The organism is Lachnospira hominis (ex Liu et al. 2021), from assembly GCF_014287955.1.
GTDB classification, from domain to species: domain Bacteria; phylum Bacillota; class Clostridia; order Lachnospirales; family Lachnospiraceae; genus Lachnospira; species Lachnospira hominis.
On record NZ_JACOPD010000004.1, the window covers coordinates 286,142 to 304,140 of the forward strand.

The window sequence follows — 17,999 nt, forward strand, 5'->3', positions numbered from 1 at the left end:
TTACAAAAATATGCTACTTATAGAAAACATTAACTTATTGATGTAGATAAATTTAGAGTAAATCATGCAAAAATCTCCAGAAGACTCTACATAAAAAAATTTAAAGAAATTATGTAGATAAATTTGGAGTAAATCGCATCAAAGTTTCAAAAATGTAGACATGTATATTAAAAAAAATTCAAAAAAAAACAAAAAGTGGATAAAAACCGAGTAAAAATCCCGATTTGATTTTTTCCTTCAAAAATTGTTAAATAATGCAAGAAAGGTGGTGAGAACTGTGGATTTATTTGCTAATATCGGCAAAGCCGTGCTGATTCAATCTCTTGGTTTACAAAAAAATTATACAGAGACTGCATCAGAATCAATTAATGTTATAGATCATGATAATAACACATGTCATAATTGTAAATACTGTGATATTATAAACAGTTTTGACACAGATTCTGATACATATAAAGCGGCTCAGGTAATATGTGAAAGTTGTCCACATAAAGTTCTTACTACGAAGACTGTATATAAAAAGATATACCATAATGAAAAGAATCGTTATGGTTATAAGCCACGCTTAAAATCCAATTCAATAAAACTGCTGTTACTGCTCCATTTCTATCATCCAGATAAATTTGGTGTTATTTGTAATGTCAATTCATTACAACTGGCTAAAGAATTAGGCTGCGACATAAAGACAATTTTTAATAATCTCGAAATATTAAGCAGGTACAATTATATTTCATATTGTAAAAGTTCTACATATAATATTACCGTATGTCTTAATGATTACGAAAGTTATTATCTTCCTGCCAATAAAGGCGGCAGGGGGTTTTTTGTCATGTCTTTAGATTTATTGAAACAGATTATTCAACTTGAAAATCTGCTTACATTAAGAATTCATCTAAGAGAATTAATTGAAATTGACAATCTCAATATCAAAGCTCCTTTCACAGCTGTATCAAAAACATTTAAAGAAATTAAGCTTGTACTTCCTGATTATTGCAGACCTTGTATTATCAAAGATGCTATAAGTAAAAAATCAGATATTTTTGACATTTCAGTTAATGACAAAGTAATTCGTTTTGAGATCAATGACAACTTTAACTGCAGGCGAAGAAAAGATGAATGTTTTAATCAGTATATATCACTATTCAAAGAATTTATAGCTGATTTTAATCAGACTGTAATTTCAGTCAACAGCAGTAATGTCTTTCCTGATGACAGCTTTGATTTCTTTTCAGCTCAAAATGAAAAACAGGATATTCATTTCCAATTTATAAAAATAAAGGATTATGAATATGATGATCTTGCTCAGCTTGCAATGCAGTACTCTTATAATTATGTAATTACCGCATTGTCAACTGTTTATAATAATTACATATTACACGAACGTGAGATTACAAATCTTGGAGGTCTTTTAAGAACAATTATAATTTCTTTGATTAATAATTCTACCGGACCAGGTTCATCGTCTTCTACAGGTTCTGATAATTTTTCGGCTGCTTAACCACAACAGCCTTATTTTTGTACACATTTTTCTGTTTTTATTGTCTGTTTTTTATCACACAAAATAAATTGTTCGTTTTTTATTTATTATCTGTTTTTTCTGATATTAACTACTTCCTCTTTGAATACATTTATGATACCGGCTATACCTTGATTGTAAAATATATAAAAAAATTGGGAAAGTTTTCAACATAAAAAAGAATTAATTCAACTTTATATAGATAAAAAAAAACATAAATATGAAAAAAAAATGCTATAAAATTTAAAAAATAAACACATTATTTTAAATAAACGACATTACATATACAAAAAGCAACTTGTAATAAGAAAAAAAATAACATTAAAAAAAGCAGGTAATGCCCATAATTACTGCTCTCCTGCCCTTCTTAGTTATCAATATCTGTTTTTTATATATGTATATATATATTAAATTTATAATTAACAATCATATTTTTATGAGTTATTTCATTTATACTTATTATAATAAATATTTGATAATACTTAAAATTACATATATTATAAAAATGAAATGTAGGTTTAGAAAATATGCGTTAATTTCCTTAAAATGACATTTTTTTATCTTATTTGATAAAATCTTCATATAACATAAAAACGCTGTAATATTGCAATATACAGCGTTTTACGATATATACATTAATTAGAAGATAAATCATATATTTGATAATAAATCATCCATACGATTTTTTAAAATTTCCAATCTAACCTTGACGTCATAGTCTGTTTTTATAACATTTTTATTGTTTTTTAATATATCAAAATTAGTTTCTAACATGGCAAGTGCCTGTTCAGCCTTTGCTATCGAATTAATCCTTTTAAGTTCAGCATCTGAAATCTGAGTTTGTCGCTGCTCTTTTTCTTTTTGCTGTTGTTTCATTTTTTCAATGTTAGTTTCTAATTTTGCCTTTTCACGTTCAGCTTTATTCTTGGCTTCAGTAATATATTTTATTTCATCTTCAAGGTCTTCTTTTGTTTTTGTTGGAAGAGGATTTTTTTCAAGCTGCTGTATACGTTCCTCAAGGTGTTTTACAGTTTTTTCCTGAACTTTAATCTGGTTAGCCGCTTCTTCTAGTTCTTTTTTGTATTTTTTAGCTTCTTCTGAACGTTCTTCTGAAATTTTCTTTATTGACTGGTATTCAGCATTGTCAATATTTCCATTTTTCTTAAGAATTTCAAGGATACTTTTTTGTGCATCTTCATCAAGACGACCAAATTTATCAGCTTGGTTTAAATCGATTCCATTGGCGTTAAGCAGTTCACTTAATTCAGGAATAAGTTTTTCTGCTGTTGTGTACTTTCTTGCCTGTCTCTCAGAAATATTAAGTTGTTTTGCTATTTCAGCATTAATATTTTTGATTTCACCTTTTAATTTTTTGGCCTCATATAACTCTTTTAAACGTGATACTTCCCAACGTTTTACCTCCATTGAAGTTTCTCTTACATCATGATTGGCGGAAATAAGCATAATTTCTTCGTCTATCTCTGATATATTGGATTTTTCAATTTTGCATGGTATTCCGGTTGGGAATAATGTATTATATTCTTTATCAGTCATCTTGCAGATTGCATGATAACGTCTTTCTCCTGAAACAAGACGGTAATTATCATTATCAGCATCATATATTACTGAAAGATTGTGGCGTAGACCGTTAATTAAAATACTTTCCATGAGAGCATCAATACCGTCCTGGCTGTATTTTTCATTTTTTGGATTAGAAATTATCTTCTCTTTTGGAATGTATTGAAAGTTATATTCAGTTTTTGCCTGCATTTCCTTGAGCTTTTCACCACCCATATTATTAAGAACGCCTGTTTTTGTCATGCCGGCAGCAAAATTCTTCTTAGTCATTACTTTTCTCCTTTCAGATATTTCGCAAGTTCTCTAAAATGTTTATTGTCCATTAATCCGAGGTAGTTGACAAGTTCAATATAATCCTGTGCAGCACTACACCGCTTGTCATATGTGAGTAATGGTTCAAATGTTGTGTTAGATTCGCTTACAGCAATACAATTACGTATAGAGACCGGAAGGAATCTTTCACCGAACATGTTTTCATAACTTTCAAACATCTGTTTAAATAAAGTTGTTCTGCCAGCAACTCTTGTCATAAAAATACCTGCAAATTCGATTGAAAGTGAATATTTTGTATTAAGAGTTTCTATTGTATCGAGCAAAGACATAAGTCCATCATATGAGAAGTTGTCTACGCAAATCGGAGTTATTATCTTATCACTTGCACATATTGCACAGCTTGTAAGGTATGATTTAAATGGTGAGTTATCTATAATTATGTAGTCAAATTTCTTTTTTAGGAAACTTAAATTATGTTTTAAATATAATTCAACATTAACTTCTTTGCTTTTATCATATATTTTGTATATTAAAGTGTTGAGCTCTCTTGATGCAGACAATATTGAAATATTTTTGTAATCTGTTTCACTGACGAATTCCAGTACAGATGATTCTCTTAACTGTTTTTCACAGAACAAATGTTCATAATTAATATTGCTGTTATCTTCATCTTTTCCAAACATCTTAGTTGTGTTCATCTGTGGGTCAAGGTCAATAAGAAGCACCTGGTAACCAGATATTGCAAGAATTTGTGCAATAGTGATTGCAGATGTTGACTTACCAACACCACCCTTTTCGTTTATTAAACTTATTACTTCTGACATTTTTGTACTTCCTTTTTTATCTTTTTTCGGAACTGAGTTCAAAAAATTATTTATAATCTTATTATACATGCTATTCTCCTAAAATCAAGTGATATTGTGTGATTTTAATGTAAAAAGAAGTTGTTTTTATAAGAAGCCATATATTTTATATTATGCAATAATATTATAGTTATGACCATATTTAAAATGATTTATTGTATAATAAATATTTGTATAAATTATTATATATGAATTATTATATATGAATTATTATATTTGAATTTTAGTATCTGAATTTCAGTGCCTGGATTTTTAAATTTGAATTTAATTCAGGTGATTTTGAACTGAGTTCACAAAATTTTACATTAATGTAACGGAGAAATATAGGAGATGTATATATGAATTTGATTAAAATTAATTTAGCAGAGGCAGGATAATAATTAATAAAACAATATCATGGAGTTATTTATTATAATGAATAAGATACAATTAATTGTGATTAATAGTGTAATATAGTAATATAGTTCACAAGAAAATGTAAATCACAAAATAATGCAAATTAAGAAATAATAGAATTTGCAAGATAAAATATAGGATATTAAAATGGAACTCAGTTCACTTCAGTTGTTTATGTTAAAAAATCTTTATAATACAATTTAAAAAGATATAAGTAAATTTAAAGAAAAATCAAAATATTAGAAAGTGAACTGAGTTCAAAATACACTATATGATAATGATAGATAGAACTATAAAAATATATAATATGTTATTATAAAAATTATTTAATATGCAACATAAAAACACATGTTTGAGTTTCACGTGTAACAATATTTTAAATTATATATTAGTATATTTAAAGTATTGCTATTGTGGCATTTACGGGTGTAGAATATTATAAAACTGATAGGGAGTGTGAATGTTATGCATGGTGAAATTATCACAGTGTGTGGAATACAGCTTGATTGTAATGGTGGTAATGAGAGTACATTGAAAAATGCAGAAAAATATATTGCAGAGGCTTTTAAGTATAATTCTGATATTGATTTAATTGTTCTGCCAGAACAATTTGTTAAACCTCAATGCGGTTCATCAAAATATAATAAGTATAATGAGAGTTTTTTTGTCAATTGGCTTAAATCTGTTGCAAAAAATTATAAGGTTAATGTTATAGGTGGCTCATTTGCGCGGTTTTCATGTGACTATGTGAGTGATAATGGAAAAAATGAAGCAGAAAAACCAACCAATATCTGTTATGTAATAAATAGAAATGGTGAAATTGTTGGCAATTATGAAAAAATTCATTTGTTTGATGCTTTTAATGTAAAAGAATCTGATGAATTTAGTTCAGGTGATAGACTTGGAATATTTAGTCTTGATATTGGAAAAGTTGGAGTATGGATATGTTATGATACAAGATTTCCAGAGATTTCAAGAGCTTTGTCATTAAGAGGAGCTGATTTGTTTTGTGTTCCGGCAGCATTCTATAAGCCAAATTCTGATCAATGGGAGATTATATTGAAATCTTCATCAATAATGAATGTTACGCCGGTTATTGGAGTTAACCAGATTGGCGACAGACCGGATGGTAAAGGATTTTTTGGAAGAAGTATGGTAATAGATGCAAAAGGAATTATTATCGGAGGCATTTCTGACAAAGAAGGATATTTTGTGACACAGATTGACAAATCCTACACGGATACCTGCAGGCAGGTTAATCCTGAACTTAAAAACAGAAGAATTGACCTTTACAGAAAATGGTTATAAAATAAGATAAGTTGTGAGACAGATACGAAACGTTTTATTCCGGGATGTGATTTAACTGCGGGATTTTTGTTTTGTAAAATTAAGGAGGATTTTATGTTTGTATCAGAAAGCATGTATGAATTAGGCAGTAAACGTTCTGCAATCAGAGAATTATTTGAATATGGAAAGAAAAGAGCAGCTATTGTAGGAGCTGAGAATGTATATGATTTCAGTCTTGGAAATCCGACAGTTCCGGCACCTGACTGTGTTAATAAGACAATAAGGGAATTGACACAGAGCCTTGATTCTATCTCCCTTCATGGATATACATCAGCACAGGGAGATCTGGAGACAAGACAGGCAATAGCAGATTATCTTAATAATACATATGAGACAAATTTTAAGGCTGATAATCTTTATATGACTATGGGTGCAGCAGCATCACTTTCAATAGCATTTAAGGCACTTACATCATCACCAGATGACGAGATTATTGCAATAGCACCATTTTTCCCGGAATACAGAGTATTTGTTACTGCGGCAGGAGCAAAGTTTAATGTTGTAGCACCTGATACAAAAAATTTCCAGATTAATTTCGATGAATTTGAAAAATTAGTAAATAAGAATACGAAGGCGGTTATTATTAACTCACCAAATAATCCGTCAGGAGCCGTGTATTCAGAGCAGACAATCAAGAAACTTGCAGATTTTCTTAGCAAGAAGTCAGAAGAATATGGAACTCATATTTTTATTATCACAGATGAACCATATCGTGAGATTGTTTATGATGGAGTTGAAGTTCCATATGTTACAAAGTATTATAACGATACAATTGTATGTTATTCTTACAGTAAATCGCTTTCTCTTCCTGGAGAAAGAATTGGATTCATTCTTGTTCCTGATGAAGCATATGAAAGTAAGAAGCTTTATGCAGCAGTTTGTGGAGCAGGAAGAGCCTTAGGATATGTTTGTGCACCTAGTCTTTTTCAGAAGGTTATTGCAAAATGCGTAGGTCAGACAGGTGATGTTAATTTGTATAAAAAGAACAGAGACTTATTATATGATGGATTGACAGAGCTTGGATATGAATGTTTCAAACCGGACGGAGCATTTTATATGTTTGTAAAAGCATTAGAATCTGATGCTGAGAACTTCTGTGAAAAAGCAAAAGAGGAGGATTTACTTCTTGTTGCGGCAACAGATTTTGGATGCCCGGGATATGTAAGAATATCTTATTGTGTCGACGAAGACATGATTAAGCGTTCATTTAAGGCATTTAAAGCTTTAAAAGAAAAATACGCGAAATAATTAATTCTATTTCAGAGAATCAAAATATAAAATAAAATAATAAATTGAAAGACACATGTGTAATGATTATCGTTATCGGAAATCATTGTATATGTGTTTTTTATTTGCCAGGATAGAATAATCATAATGAAAAAATGTATCAATAAAGCACTTGACGTCAATATTTAAATATAATAATATAACTGTGGTTAGTTAAGTCTAACTTTTATAAGATTAAACTAAATCAAATAAAAATCTTATAAGGAGGCTGGAATGAGTCAGGAAATATTTGAAATCGTTAAACAGATGAATCTTGATAATCTTGAAGTTCAGATTGCTTTACAATGTGCACCTCTGATAAGTGGTTTAAGATTTTCCAATCTATTTAATGTAAATAATGAACAGGCAGATTATCTTATCAGCCTGATGAATGAGATGCATATTTCATGGAAGATTCTGTTCAGAGGCAAAGAAAAGTTGACAATGCTTCTGTATAAAAAAGATATTCTTGAAAATTATTTTTCTGATATACGTGTGAAAAATATTCTGAAAAATAGCGGATATGAAAAGAATATCGTAGACGAAGAAGATATTTCAGGACTTATAGACACATTTGCAGACAGATATTGCTGCTACATGCAGACGAAGAAATATTTTCCGCATGAAATGGGCTTATTTCTAGGGTACCCAGTTGAGGATGTAGAGGGATATCTAAAAAACAATGGTGAGAACAGTCTTTATACAGGATATTGGAAAGTTTATGAGGATGTTGCGGCAAAATCATCACTTTTCAAAAGATTTGAGAAAGCAAAAGAGCAGATTATATGGTTTCTTGCTCAGGGAGTAAGCATAAAAAATCTTGAAAATATTGCACTATAATAGTGGGAAAGAGGTAAGAAATGAGCGAAATTAAAGTTATTTACTGGTCACAGTCAGGAAACACAATGTCAATGGCAAATGCAGTTGCTGAGGGAATTAAGGAGGCAGGAAAAGAAGCAGCAGTTCTTGAAGTATCAGCAGTAACAGCAGCAGATTTGAATGACGAAACAGTATTTGCACTCGGATGCCCGGCAATGGGGGCTGAAGAACTTGAAGAGACAGAAATGGAGCCATTTGTTGCAGAACTTGAAGGTTCTGTATCAGGTAAAAAAATAGGCTTGTTTGGCTCTTATGGCTGGGGTGATGGGCAGTGGATGAGAGACTGGGCATCAAGATTTGAAAATGCAGGTGCTGTTATTGTCGGTGGTGAAGGTGTTATTTGTGTAGAAGCACCTGATGATGAAGCAGTAAATGCATGTAAAAAGCTTGGAAATGAACTTGCGGCAGAATAGAAAAAGCACGAAAGGAGTTTTATATGTCAATTTGTATTATTGGTGGAAATGAAAGAATGGAAAGACAGTATGTGAACATATGTAAAAAACACAACTGTAAGGCAAAAGTATTTACAAGAATGAAAGGAAATCTGAAAGACCAGATTGGAAGTCCTGACTTGATAGTTTTATTTACAAATACAGTATGCCATAAAATGGTAAAATGTGCATTGGCAGAGGCTGAAAGATGTAATGCAAATGTTATAAGATGCCATACGAGCAGTCAAAATGCGTTAGAAGAGATTCTTGCAGGAGTTAATGCATAATTTATAGATATTTAAGGTTGTTCATATTGATTACCGGATGATTTTTTAATAAAATAACAAATTTTAAAAAAATTGAAACTGATTTTAACTAAGCTTCGTATAAAGATATAGAAAGAAATAGCAAAAGATTTTATATCAATCGGAGAGGTTAAAAGACAGAGGTGATAGATATGAAAAATATCAAAGAAAGAATTATAAAAAAACAATATGTGGCTGTTATCTTTTTTCTTGGTCTTATGTTAGTAATGGTTGTAAGAATGGGAAAAAATATTAAAACTTCAGAAATCAAAAGTTCAATTGAAATGAAGACACAGGATGAACTTGGAGAAAAATTTGCAGCTGAATACATTGGGGTTAACATGGATGATAGTGCGTCAGAATCTGGAGTAGAAACAGAAGTAGAGACGGTGTCCGAATCTGAAGAAGCCTCAGATTATCAATATCCTTCCGGATGGCTGGATTCATTTAACGATAAAGTGGAAGAGTTAAAGCAGATGTTTCCTTCTGGTAAATATTGGAATCATATGGGCGTTGAATCAGACGGAACAGATTACCTTATGGTAACAGATATTCCGTGCAATCATGCAGAAAATGGAGAAGCATATTGCAATCTATATAATGGGATGTCTGACGACGCATACGTGTATAAGGATACAAGTACGCAGTGCTGGGGATTTGCAAGTTATCTGAGTGATTATATTTTTGGAAGTGATGCAGCGGCTGAGCGATTTTATAATTACGATAGTCTCAGAGTTGGAGACCAGGCAAGGATTCAGGGTGATTCACATACGGTATTTATACTCGAAAAAACAGATGATTATGTAATTGTAGCTGAATGTAATGCTGATTATGAAACGTGTATGATTAGCTGGGGTAGAAAGATTATGCGTGAGGATTTACAGGGATATTACATAACCAGATGGAATTGAAAATAATATAAATTGATAATGAGACTTCTGTGATAAACAGAAATTAATAATCCCGTGGCAGTTAGTTATACGATAAACTGCCGCGGGATTTTTGTGTTGCATTGTGGGTATGGAAAAATGTGTTAGAATCATATATATATTACATATAAATATGTTATAATATTAAATATTAACAGTAGTTTGCATTAAATGTTTATAAGGTATTATTGCTGATATAAATTGGCCAGCTAATTGTTAATAATTCAATAGCAAATCAATAACAGAAAATAAATGAATTTATAGAATCGATAGGAGAGATAGGATGAAGTGGGGAATTTTGGCTACAGGTAATATTGCAAAAAAATTTGCATCAACCATAAATCAGATGGGTAAAGAAAATGAACAGCTGATAGCAGTCGGTTCACGTCACATTGAAAGTGCAAAAGCATTTGCTATGGAGCATGATATTCCAAGATATTATGAATCGTATGAAGCACTGGTTAAAGATCAGGATGTTGAGGCTGTTTATGTTGCGACACCAAATACTTTACATTATGAGAATTGCAGGTTATGTCTTGAGCATGGCAAGCATGTATTGTGTGAAAAGCCGTTTACAATAAATGAGAAACAGGCACAGGAGCTGTATAATATGGCAAGGGATAGGCATCTATTTATTATGGAGGGATTATGGATATGGTTTCTTCCATTGTATGCACGTTTGCACAGTATCATACAACAAGGAACAATAGGCGAAATAAAACATATTTCATGCCAGTATGGGTTTGTTGCAACAGGTGCTAGAAAAGACCGTAAATTTAATTCAGGTCTTGGTGGAGGTGCTCTGTTAGATATTGGAATATACAATCTGGGATTTTTGCGTATTATATGCGGACAGGATCCGCAAAATGTTGAAACTCTGAAAGTGAATCTCAATGAGTATGGAACAGATGATTATAGCTGTTTGAAATTTAAATACAGCGATGGCTTAACTGCTGAATCAGTTCAGACAATAGGACATGAATTGAAACGTAATGCCAGAATTGAGGGAACAAAGGGAAACATATTTTTGCCGGATTTTCAACACGCTGAGACTATGATACTTGAGGTGGAAGGAAAAGAACCAGAAACAATAGATTGTCCGGTTGATATAAATGGCTTTGAATATGAAATCAGGGAAGCAAGCAGATGTGTAAAACTTGGGTATTGCAGTAGTGATGTATATACAGCTAAAGATAGTATAGCACTTACACGGTTGATGTATGATATCCGTATGAGCTGGAATATGATATTTGATGGCGAGACACAGGTTTAAACAAAATAAATAGATTATTCTAAATAAATTGATATTGCATGACAATGAATAATATACTTTATAAAGAGGTAGTAAATAGGCTATAGAATAATGAGGAAGATATATGGGAGAGTATTTTAATTGGATTAATCTTGATAAAAAAGAATACATAAGTCCGGGTGATTTTGATATTGGATATAAAGGATACGAGTCAGTATATATAAATAATGCTCTGCTTTGTTCATTAAAAGAGTTAATGGGCAATGAATGGAAGGGTAGTAAAATCATATTCTTAGGTGATGAATATGACCAATCCAGTATAAACATACCGGACATGTTAAATGTCATATTACTGGACGACAAGTTTGAAGGCAATTTTATAGATTACACATATGAATATTTCAAAAATGTATCATGCAAGTTTGAGGCAGCAAGGAATGATGTGACAGAAGAAATTTCAATTTTTATGGAAAGAATCAGGCGAGGGGAAAAAGATTTAGTAAATGAATATGGTGTTGACATTAATAATCCATTTGCAGGAATGTTTGGCAGAAAAGGGAAATCATACAAATATACGATTAATTACAGCAAAGGCGTGGCATATTGTCTTGATACAACAAAGATTATTACATTGGATAACAGCGTAACTGATAATATAGATCCTCTGCCTGTTTTATTAGGGTGTGGAAGAACAATGCAGCCTGGGGAATGGTTGGGCGATTCTGTGGGAGTTAGTGATTCGTTAGATACGGGAATTACACTATTGGATAAAATAAGGATTCTGTGGTGAGGCGGAATAGTTTTTTTGAGGAAGATATAGGTATGTTGCAGCCACAGCACTTACGTAAAATCCCTGCTGTCAAGGACGATTGTGAAAGGACCGTCGTTTTCAAGGCGTACTTTCATATCAGCACCGAAAATGCCTGTTTCAACTTTTGGTATGCGTTCGCGGCATAATTCAATAAATTTTTCATACAATTCGTTGGCTGCGTCAGGTGAACCGGCATGTACAAAGCTTGGGCGGTTTCCTTTGCGGCAGTCAGCATATAATGTGAACTGGCTTACGATGAGCAGTTCTCCGCCAACATCAGTGATTGAAAGATTGGTTTTACCATTTTCATCTGCAAAAATTCTTAACTTTACTATTTTGTCAACAAATTTTGGGAGCATGTCAGCTGTATCGGTCTCACATGCACCAAAAAGAATAAGAAAACCTTTTCCTATTGAACCGACAATTTTATTATCAACAGTTACATCTGCATTATTTACGCGTTGTATTACAAATTTCATTATAGATTTCCTCTTAAAATATTTTAATTGATTTTATTATTCTATCATTGCAAGCGGTTTACTGCAATTATTATTTGACGTGTGGAATGGATGCACAGTAAGTAATATAGCTATAAGGTATTTTAAATGATAGTATATAAATATTTGCCAAGAGTGTAAATACGGAGTAAAATAAATAAAGATTATGAAAGGTGAAAATGGTGATTTTATGGAAAATGTATTTACAAGTGAAAAAAAACTTGGCTTTGGACTTATGAGACTGCCGCTTCTTAATCCGAATGATGGAAGCAGTATTGATATTGAACTTACAAAGAAAATGGTTGATACATTTTTGGAAAAAGGATTTACATATTTTGATACAGCGTGGATGTACTGCGGATTTAAAAGTGAGAATGCAGCTAAGGAGGCTCTTGTATCACGTCATCCGAGAGAAAGCTATACGCTTGCAACAAAACTGCATGCTGGCTTTATAAAGACACTTGAGGACAGAGATAAGGTTTTCAACGAACAGAGAGAAAAAACAGGCGTTACATATTTTGATTATTATCTTCTTCATGATGTCGGTGTTGACCATTATGAGGTATACAAGAAGCTTGACTGTTTTAACTGGCTTGCTGATAAGAAGAAACAGGGACTTGTAAAACATATGGGATTTTCGTTCCATGATAATGCAGAATTGCTTGATAAGGTACTTACAGAGCATCCAGAGATGGAATTTGTCCAGCTTCAGATTAATTATCTTGATTGGGACAGTGAGGCAATTCAGTCAAGAAAATGTTATGAAGTTGCGACAAAGCATGGCAAGCCTGTTATAGTTATGGAGCCGGTAAAGGGCGGAACGCTTGCTAATGTTCCAAAGAAAGTTGAAGAGGCATTCAAAGCATATAATAAAGAAATGTCAATACCTTCATGGGCTATAAGGTTTGTTGCAAGCCTTCCTAATGTGAAGATGGTTCTTAGTGGAATGAGCAATATGGAGCAGCTTCTTGACAATACAGGATATATGCAGGATTTCAAACCTCTTAATGATGAGGAACAAAAAATAGTGAAGGATGCTGTTAAGACAATTAATGAGAGTATTGAAATTCCTTGTACAGGATGTTCATACTGCACGGACGGCTGTCCTAAGCATATTGCTATTCCAAAGTATTTTTCTCTTTATAATGCTGACAAGCAGGAAGCAGAGGGAAAGGGATGGACACCGCAGGGTGAATATTATGACAGGCTTACTAATAATTTTGGAAAAGCGAGCGATTGTATTGCATGCGGTCAGTGTGAGCGTGTCTGTCCACAGCATCTTCCGATTATTAATAATCTTAAAAAAGTTGCCGCTTATTTTGGAAAATAAAATGTTTTACAAAACGTGATTTTGTGATATAAAATACAAGGCAATATTTATTTGATATAGGATTCAATGTAATATCTATAAGAAATGGAGATATGTTATGAAAGTTTTAATGTTAAACGGCAGCTGTAAGAAAGAAGGCAATACTTACAATGCTCTTCTTGAAATTGGAAAGCAGCTTGAAAAAGAAGGAATAGATTATGAGATTTTCCAGACAGGAAGTGAGCCTGTAAGAGATTGTATAGGCTGTGGCGGATGTGCAAGTGGTAAGTGTGTATATACGGATGATTCTGTAAATGAATTTGTTGAAAAAGCAAGAACAGCAGATGGATTTGTTTTTGGTACCCCTGTATATTATGCACATCCAAGTGGACGTGTATTGTCATTTCTTGACAGAGCGTTTTACAGTGGTTCCGGAGCATTTAAGTTTAAGCCGGGTGCATCTGTTGCTGTTGCAAGACGTGGCGGAACATCAGCTTCATTTGATGTAATGAATAAATATTTTGGTATTTCACAGATGCCTGTTGCAGGTTCTACATATTGGAATATTGCACACGGACGCACTCCGGGCGAAGTGGTAAAAGATGCCGAGGGAATGCAGACAATGCGTAATCTTGCAAAGAATCTAGCATGGATGATGAAATGTTTCGAGGCAGGAAAAAATGCCGGTATTGAACTTCCGGATACAGAGTCTGGCAACAGAACAAATTTTGTAAGAGAAGATTTATAAAATAATACATATCGGGAATTATATATGAGTAAGAAAAAGTTATTTAATATAGACAAAAATGACCTTATGTTTAACAACAAGGTTTTATTTGCATTGCTTATACCAATAGTAATTGAGCAGCTGCTCAATTCATTTATGGGAATGGTTGATACTATGATGGTAAGCAATCTGGGGAGTCAGGCAATATCAGGGGTGTCACTTGTCGATTCGGTAAATAATCTTATTGTTCAGTTGTTTTCGGCAATGGCGACAGGTGCGGCAATTATCTGTTCGCATTATATAGGTATGAAGGACAAAAAAGGGGCAAATAAGGCAGCAAGACAGGTTGTTCTTACGGTTGCGGTTATAGCAATTGTCATAACAATTATAGGACTTTTGTTTAGAAGACCGATTCTTAGTTTTATATTTGGTAAAGTAGAGCAGGATGTTATGGATAATGCAGTTACATATTTCTTGTATACAGCACTGAGTTATCCGTTTCTTGCTTTGTTTAGTGCCGGTTCGGCGATTTTCAGGTCATGCGGTAATTCGAGATATCCGATGGTTGTCTCAATTATTTCCAATCTGATTAATGTAACCGGTAATGCAATACTTATGTTTGGGCTTAATATGGGTGTTGCAGGAGCTGCGATTTCAACACTTGTATCAAGAATTTTCTGTATGGTTGTTATTTTCATTGCACTTTCTAAGCCTAAACTTGAGATTGTGGTTTCACAGTATTATACAATCAGACCAGATTTTAAACTTATTGCATCAATTCTTGCGATTGGTGTTCCGTCGGGAATTGAAAACAGCATGTTTCAGTTCGGTAAGCTTGCGATACAGTCAACAGTTTCTACGATGGGAACTGCAGCTATAGCAGCACAGGCTATGACGAATATTCTTGAAAATGTCAATGGTATTTTCGGTATCGGAGTAGGAATGTGTCTTATGACTGTGGTCGGGCAGTGTATGGGTGCCGGACGGAAGGAAGAGGCAAAGTATTATATCGTAAAACTTGCAGGAATTGCAGAGGTTGGAATTATAGTATCATGTCTTCTTGTTTTGGCACTTGTAAAGCCTATTACGATGCTTGGCGGCATGGAACCTGAGAGTGCAAAAATGTGTATAGAAATGGTTGGTGCAATTACAATAGCAAAACCTCTCGTATGGGTACTTTCGTTTGTTCCGGCATACGGAATGAGAGCGGCAGGCGACGTGAAGTTTTCAATGATAACGTCGATTATCACTATGTGGGGCTGCCGTGTTGCATTGTGTATTGCTCTTGTAAGGATTTTTAACATGGGACCGATGGCGGTATGGTACGGAATGTTTGCTGATTGGACAATCAGAGGAATTATATTTACTACAAGATATTTCAGTGGTAAATGGATGAAAAAAGTTATTGCGTAGAAAAATAGTATATAGAAGGAAAAGGACTTGTACATAATGGACATGCAAATATCACATAGTATTTGCACTAAAGTTCAGAAGAAAGGTTATATACAAGCAAATAAGAGCGGATATAGGTCACATATTGAGTGAATTATGTAAAAGAAAAGGTGTAGAAATAATAGCAGCAGAGTGTATGCCAGATTATGTTCATATGTTTGCGGGTATACCACCGAAGTACAGTGTATCGGAAATAATGGGATATTTGAAAAGAAAGAGTTCTTTGATGATATTCGATAGACATGCAAATTTGAAGTATAAGTATAGCAATAGACATTTCCGGTGCAGAGGATATTATGTCGACACAGTAGGTAAGAATGCAAATAAAATTGAAGAGTATGTAAAAAATTAGATGCAGGAAGATTTGAAATATGATCAGATGTCACTGAAGGAATACATCGACCCGTTTACTGGTGAGCCGGTAAATAAGGCATAATCTAAAGCCCTTTAGGGCTTGCCAGTGGTAGCTATGTACATGGCAAATCTTCAATGGCTCTTTAGAGCCGGCTAGTACCACAGGCTTGTAGCCGCAGAGTAAACCACCAGCTGAGCTGGTGGTCATGATTTTTTAATGTGTTATAATATGAAAAAATATTTTGAGGTGACAAATATATGAGTAACATAGATATTAATTCTGAAATTCGCACACAGCAACAGATTACAGACTCTGGAAATCCGAGAAAGCCAACAGGTGATGACGGTCAAAAAATGCTGGAACGCATGAATGAGAGTCATTATGCAGTCACGGGCTGGGCGTTGGAACATTGGAATATAAATGAAAGTGACATAATACTTGACATTGGTTGTGGCGGAGGTGCCACATTAAAAAGAATGAGTGACAGTGTCGTGTCAGGTCATTTAACTGGTGTTGATTATTCGTCTACATCGGTTGAAATGTCAAAGGAAACTAATTATGATTCTGTAAAAAGCGGAAAAACAGACATAATTGAAGCGTCTGTTGAGTGCCTTCCATTTTTGGATAATTCATTTGATAAAATAATTACGGTTGAAAGTTTTTATTTCTGGCCACATCCGCAGGAAAATTTAAAAGAGGTGTACAGAGTTCTGAAAACAGATGGAACTTTTTTGCTTGTGGCTGATATTTATGGCAAAGATGGATTAGATGTGCAGATTTTGGAAAATATAAAAAAATTTAATCTGTATAATCCAACACCTGATGAATATAAAAAATTATTTGAAAATGCTGGATTTATAGATGTTAAAGTGCATATAAAGGAAGATGATAACTGGATATGTATTGAAGGTCATAAATAAGAAGTGTAATGTGAAAGTCTGGGAATATTGGTGAGATGTTCTCAGACTTTCACTCGTATAACATAATTGATATAAAAAATATCATAAAAGTATTGACAAAGCATATGACATGTAATAATATATTAACACAATAATAAATATATAAGGAGGACTGCCTATTGATCAATGAACCATTTTTGAACCGGAACCACAAGGACGCTCTGTTTCGGTTTATCTTTAAGAATCCTAAGGATTTGCTTTCTTTGTATAATGCGTTGAATGGTACTGACTATATGGATGTATCTGATTTAACCATTACTACTCTTGAAGATATTGTCTATATGTCTTATAAGAATGACATATCTTTTATTCTTGGAAGTGAGATGTCACTTTTTGAGCATCAGAGCACATTCAACCCAAATATGCCGCTCCGTGGATTGTTTTATTTTTCAAGTCTTTATAAAAAGTATGTGGCTGAAAATAATATCGACATCTACTCATCAAAACGGGCACAGATTCCAATACCACGCTACATAATATTTTACAACGGTCGTCAGGAGATGCCGGAAAGGTATATGATGAGGCTGTCGGATGCGTTTGTGAAAAAATCTGATAATTATAATTCAAATCAAGTCACCGCCAGCGATACATCCATCAATTGTAATTCGGTAAAATTCCAACCAGCAATGGAAATCACCGCTCATATGATTAACATAAATATTGGCAATAATGCTGAATTGATGAAAAAATGCAGGCTGCTCCACGATTATGCAGCATTTATCGGGCTAATACGTGACTATATATCACAGGAAAATGATATTAACACAGCCGTTACACTTGCAATTAACCAAGCCATAAGCCATAATATTCTAAAAGAAGTATTATCAGTGCATACAGCGGAGGTGCGTGACATG

17 protein-coding genes and 1 pseudogene are annotated in these 17,999 nt (G+C 33.2%); 15 read left to right on the forward strand and 3 right to left on the reverse strand.

The window, feature by feature from the left end; translation table 11 throughout:
• Window positions 1–277: 277 nt before the first annotated feature.
• Window positions 278–1,498, forward strand: coding sequence for a hypothetical protein (locus H8S01_RS07385; protein WP_186836740.1), 1,221 nt, complete (start codon window positions 278–280; stop codon window positions 1,496–1,498).
• Window positions 1,499–2,167: 669 nt separating this feature from the next.
• Here H8S01_RS07385 and H8S01_RS07390 read toward each other — a convergent pair.
• Both H8S01_RS07390 and H8S01_RS07395 read right to left on the reverse strand, forming a co-directional pair.
• Window positions 2,168–3,364, reverse strand: coding sequence for a ParB/RepB/Spo0J family partition protein (locus H8S01_RS07390; protein WP_186836741.1), 1,197 nt, complete (start codon window positions 3,362–3,364; stop codon window positions 2,168–2,170).
• A complete protein-coding gene (locus tag H8S01_RS07395; protein ID WP_243204274.1) occupies window positions 3,364–4,260 on the reverse strand; it encodes a ParA family protein in 897 nt (298 codons plus the stop codon). The genes H8S01_RS07390 and H8S01_RS07395 overlap by 1 nt, the downstream gene beginning before the upstream one ends.
• An 831-nt stretch (window positions 4,261–5,091) precedes the next feature.
• Here H8S01_RS07395 and H8S01_RS07400 point away from each other — a divergent pair.
• The 8 genes from H8S01_RS07400 to H8S01_RS07435 all read left to right on the forward strand — a co-directional run bounded on the left by H8S01_RS07400 (window position 5,092) and on the right by H8S01_RS07435 (window position 11,825).
• Window positions 5,092–5,934: a carbon-nitrogen hydrolase family protein gene (locus H8S01_RS07400; protein ID WP_186836742.1), complete on the forward strand. Its 843-nt coding sequence runs from the start codon at window positions 5,092–5,094 to the stop codon at window positions 5,932–5,934.
• Window positions 5,935–6,027: 93 nt separating this feature from the next.
• Window positions 6,028–7,221, forward strand: a complete 1,194-nt coding sequence (locus H8S01_RS07405) for a pyridoxal phosphate-dependent aminotransferase (RefSeq protein WP_186836743.1) — start codon at window positions 6,028–6,030, stop codon at window positions 7,219–7,221.
• A 252-nt stretch (window positions 7,222–7,473) separates the two neighbouring features.
• The gene (locus H8S01_RS07410) at window positions 7,474–8,079 is read left to right on the forward strand and encodes a DUF3793 family protein (RefSeq protein ID WP_021866001.1); all 606 of its coding nucleotides are present in this window, start codon (window positions 7,474–7,476) and stop codon (window positions 8,077–8,079) included.
• A gap of 20 nt (window positions 8,080–8,099) precedes the next feature.
• Complete coding sequence (locus H8S01_RS07415; protein WP_186836744.1) at window positions 8,100–8,531, forward strand: flavodoxin; 432 nt, start codon at window positions 8,100–8,102, stop codon at window positions 8,529–8,531.
• A gap of 23 nt (window positions 8,532–8,554) precedes the next feature.
• Window positions 8,555–8,836, forward strand: coding sequence for a DUF2325 domain-containing protein (locus H8S01_RS07420; RefSeq protein ID WP_021865999.1), 282 nt, complete (start codon window positions 8,555–8,557; stop codon window positions 8,834–8,836).
• Window positions 8,837–9,006: 170 nt separating this feature from the next.
• Window positions 9,007–9,765 (forward strand): hypothetical protein, encoded by a 759-nt coding sequence (locus tag H8S01_RS07425; RefSeq protein ID WP_186836745.1) that lies wholly within the window; start codon window positions 9,007–9,009, stop codon window positions 9,763–9,765.
• A 301-nt stretch (window positions 9,766–10,066) separates the two neighbouring features.
• Window positions 10,067–11,056 (forward strand): Gfo/Idh/MocA family protein, encoded by a 990-nt coding sequence (locus H8S01_RS07430; RefSeq protein WP_186836746.1) that lies wholly within the window; start codon window positions 10,067–10,069, stop codon window positions 11,054–11,056.
• Window positions 11,057–11,159: 103 nt separating this feature from the next.
• Window positions 11,160–11,825 carry a hypothetical protein gene (locus H8S01_RS07435; RefSeq protein WP_186836747.1) on the forward strand — a complete coding sequence of 222 codons (666 nt, stop codon included), beginning with the start codon at window positions 11,160–11,162 and terminating at the stop codon, window positions 11,823–11,825.
• Between the two features lie 50 nt (window positions 11,826–11,875).
• On the opposite strand, the gene dtd is transcribed toward H8S01_RS07435, so the two are convergent.
• On the reverse strand, window positions 11,876–12,325 hold the full coding sequence (gene dtd / locus H8S01_RS07440; RefSeq protein WP_021865760.1) for a D-aminoacyl-tRNA deacylase: 450 nt from the start codon (window positions 12,323–12,325) through the stop codon (window positions 11,876–11,878).
• Between the two features lie 208 nt (window positions 12,326–12,533).
• Here dtd and H8S01_RS07445 point away from each other — a divergent pair, with 208 nt between their 5' ends.
• The 6 genes and pseudogenes from H8S01_RS07445 to H8S01_RS07470 all read left to right on the forward strand — a co-directional run.
• Window positions 12,534–13,673: an aldo/keto reductase gene (locus H8S01_RS07445; RefSeq protein WP_186836748.1), complete on the forward strand. Its 1,140-nt coding sequence runs from the start codon at window positions 12,534–12,536 to the stop codon at window positions 13,671–13,673.
• A 97-nt stretch (window positions 13,674–13,770) separates the two neighbouring features.
• Window positions 13,771–14,400 carry a flavodoxin family protein gene (locus H8S01_RS07450; protein WP_186836749.1) on the forward strand — a complete coding sequence of 210 codons (630 nt, stop codon included), beginning with the start codon at window positions 13,771–13,773 and terminating at the stop codon, window positions 14,398–14,400.
• Window positions 14,401–14,424: 24 nt separating this feature from the next.
• Window positions 14,425–15,792: an MATE family efflux transporter gene (locus tag H8S01_RS07455; protein WP_186836750.1), complete on the forward strand. Its 1,368-nt coding sequence runs from the start codon at window positions 14,425–14,427 to the stop codon at window positions 15,790–15,792.
• Between the two features lie 37 nt (window positions 15,793–15,829).
• Window positions 15,830–16,267 (forward strand): annotated as a pseudogene (tnpA, locus tag H8S01_RS07460) (IS200/IS605 family transposase); the annotation flags it as partial.
• Between the two features lie 176 nt (window positions 16,268–16,443).
• The gene (locus H8S01_RS07465) at window positions 16,444–17,106 is read left to right on the forward strand and encodes a class I SAM-dependent methyltransferase (protein WP_186836751.1); all 663 of its coding nucleotides are present in this window, start codon (window positions 16,444–16,446) and stop codon (window positions 17,104–17,106) included.
• A gap of 158 nt (window positions 17,107–17,264) precedes the next feature.
• Window positions 17,265–17,999 (forward strand): hypothetical protein (locus H8S01_RS07470; RefSeq protein ID WP_186836752.1); only part of this gene is annotated, 735 nt, incomplete at its 3' end.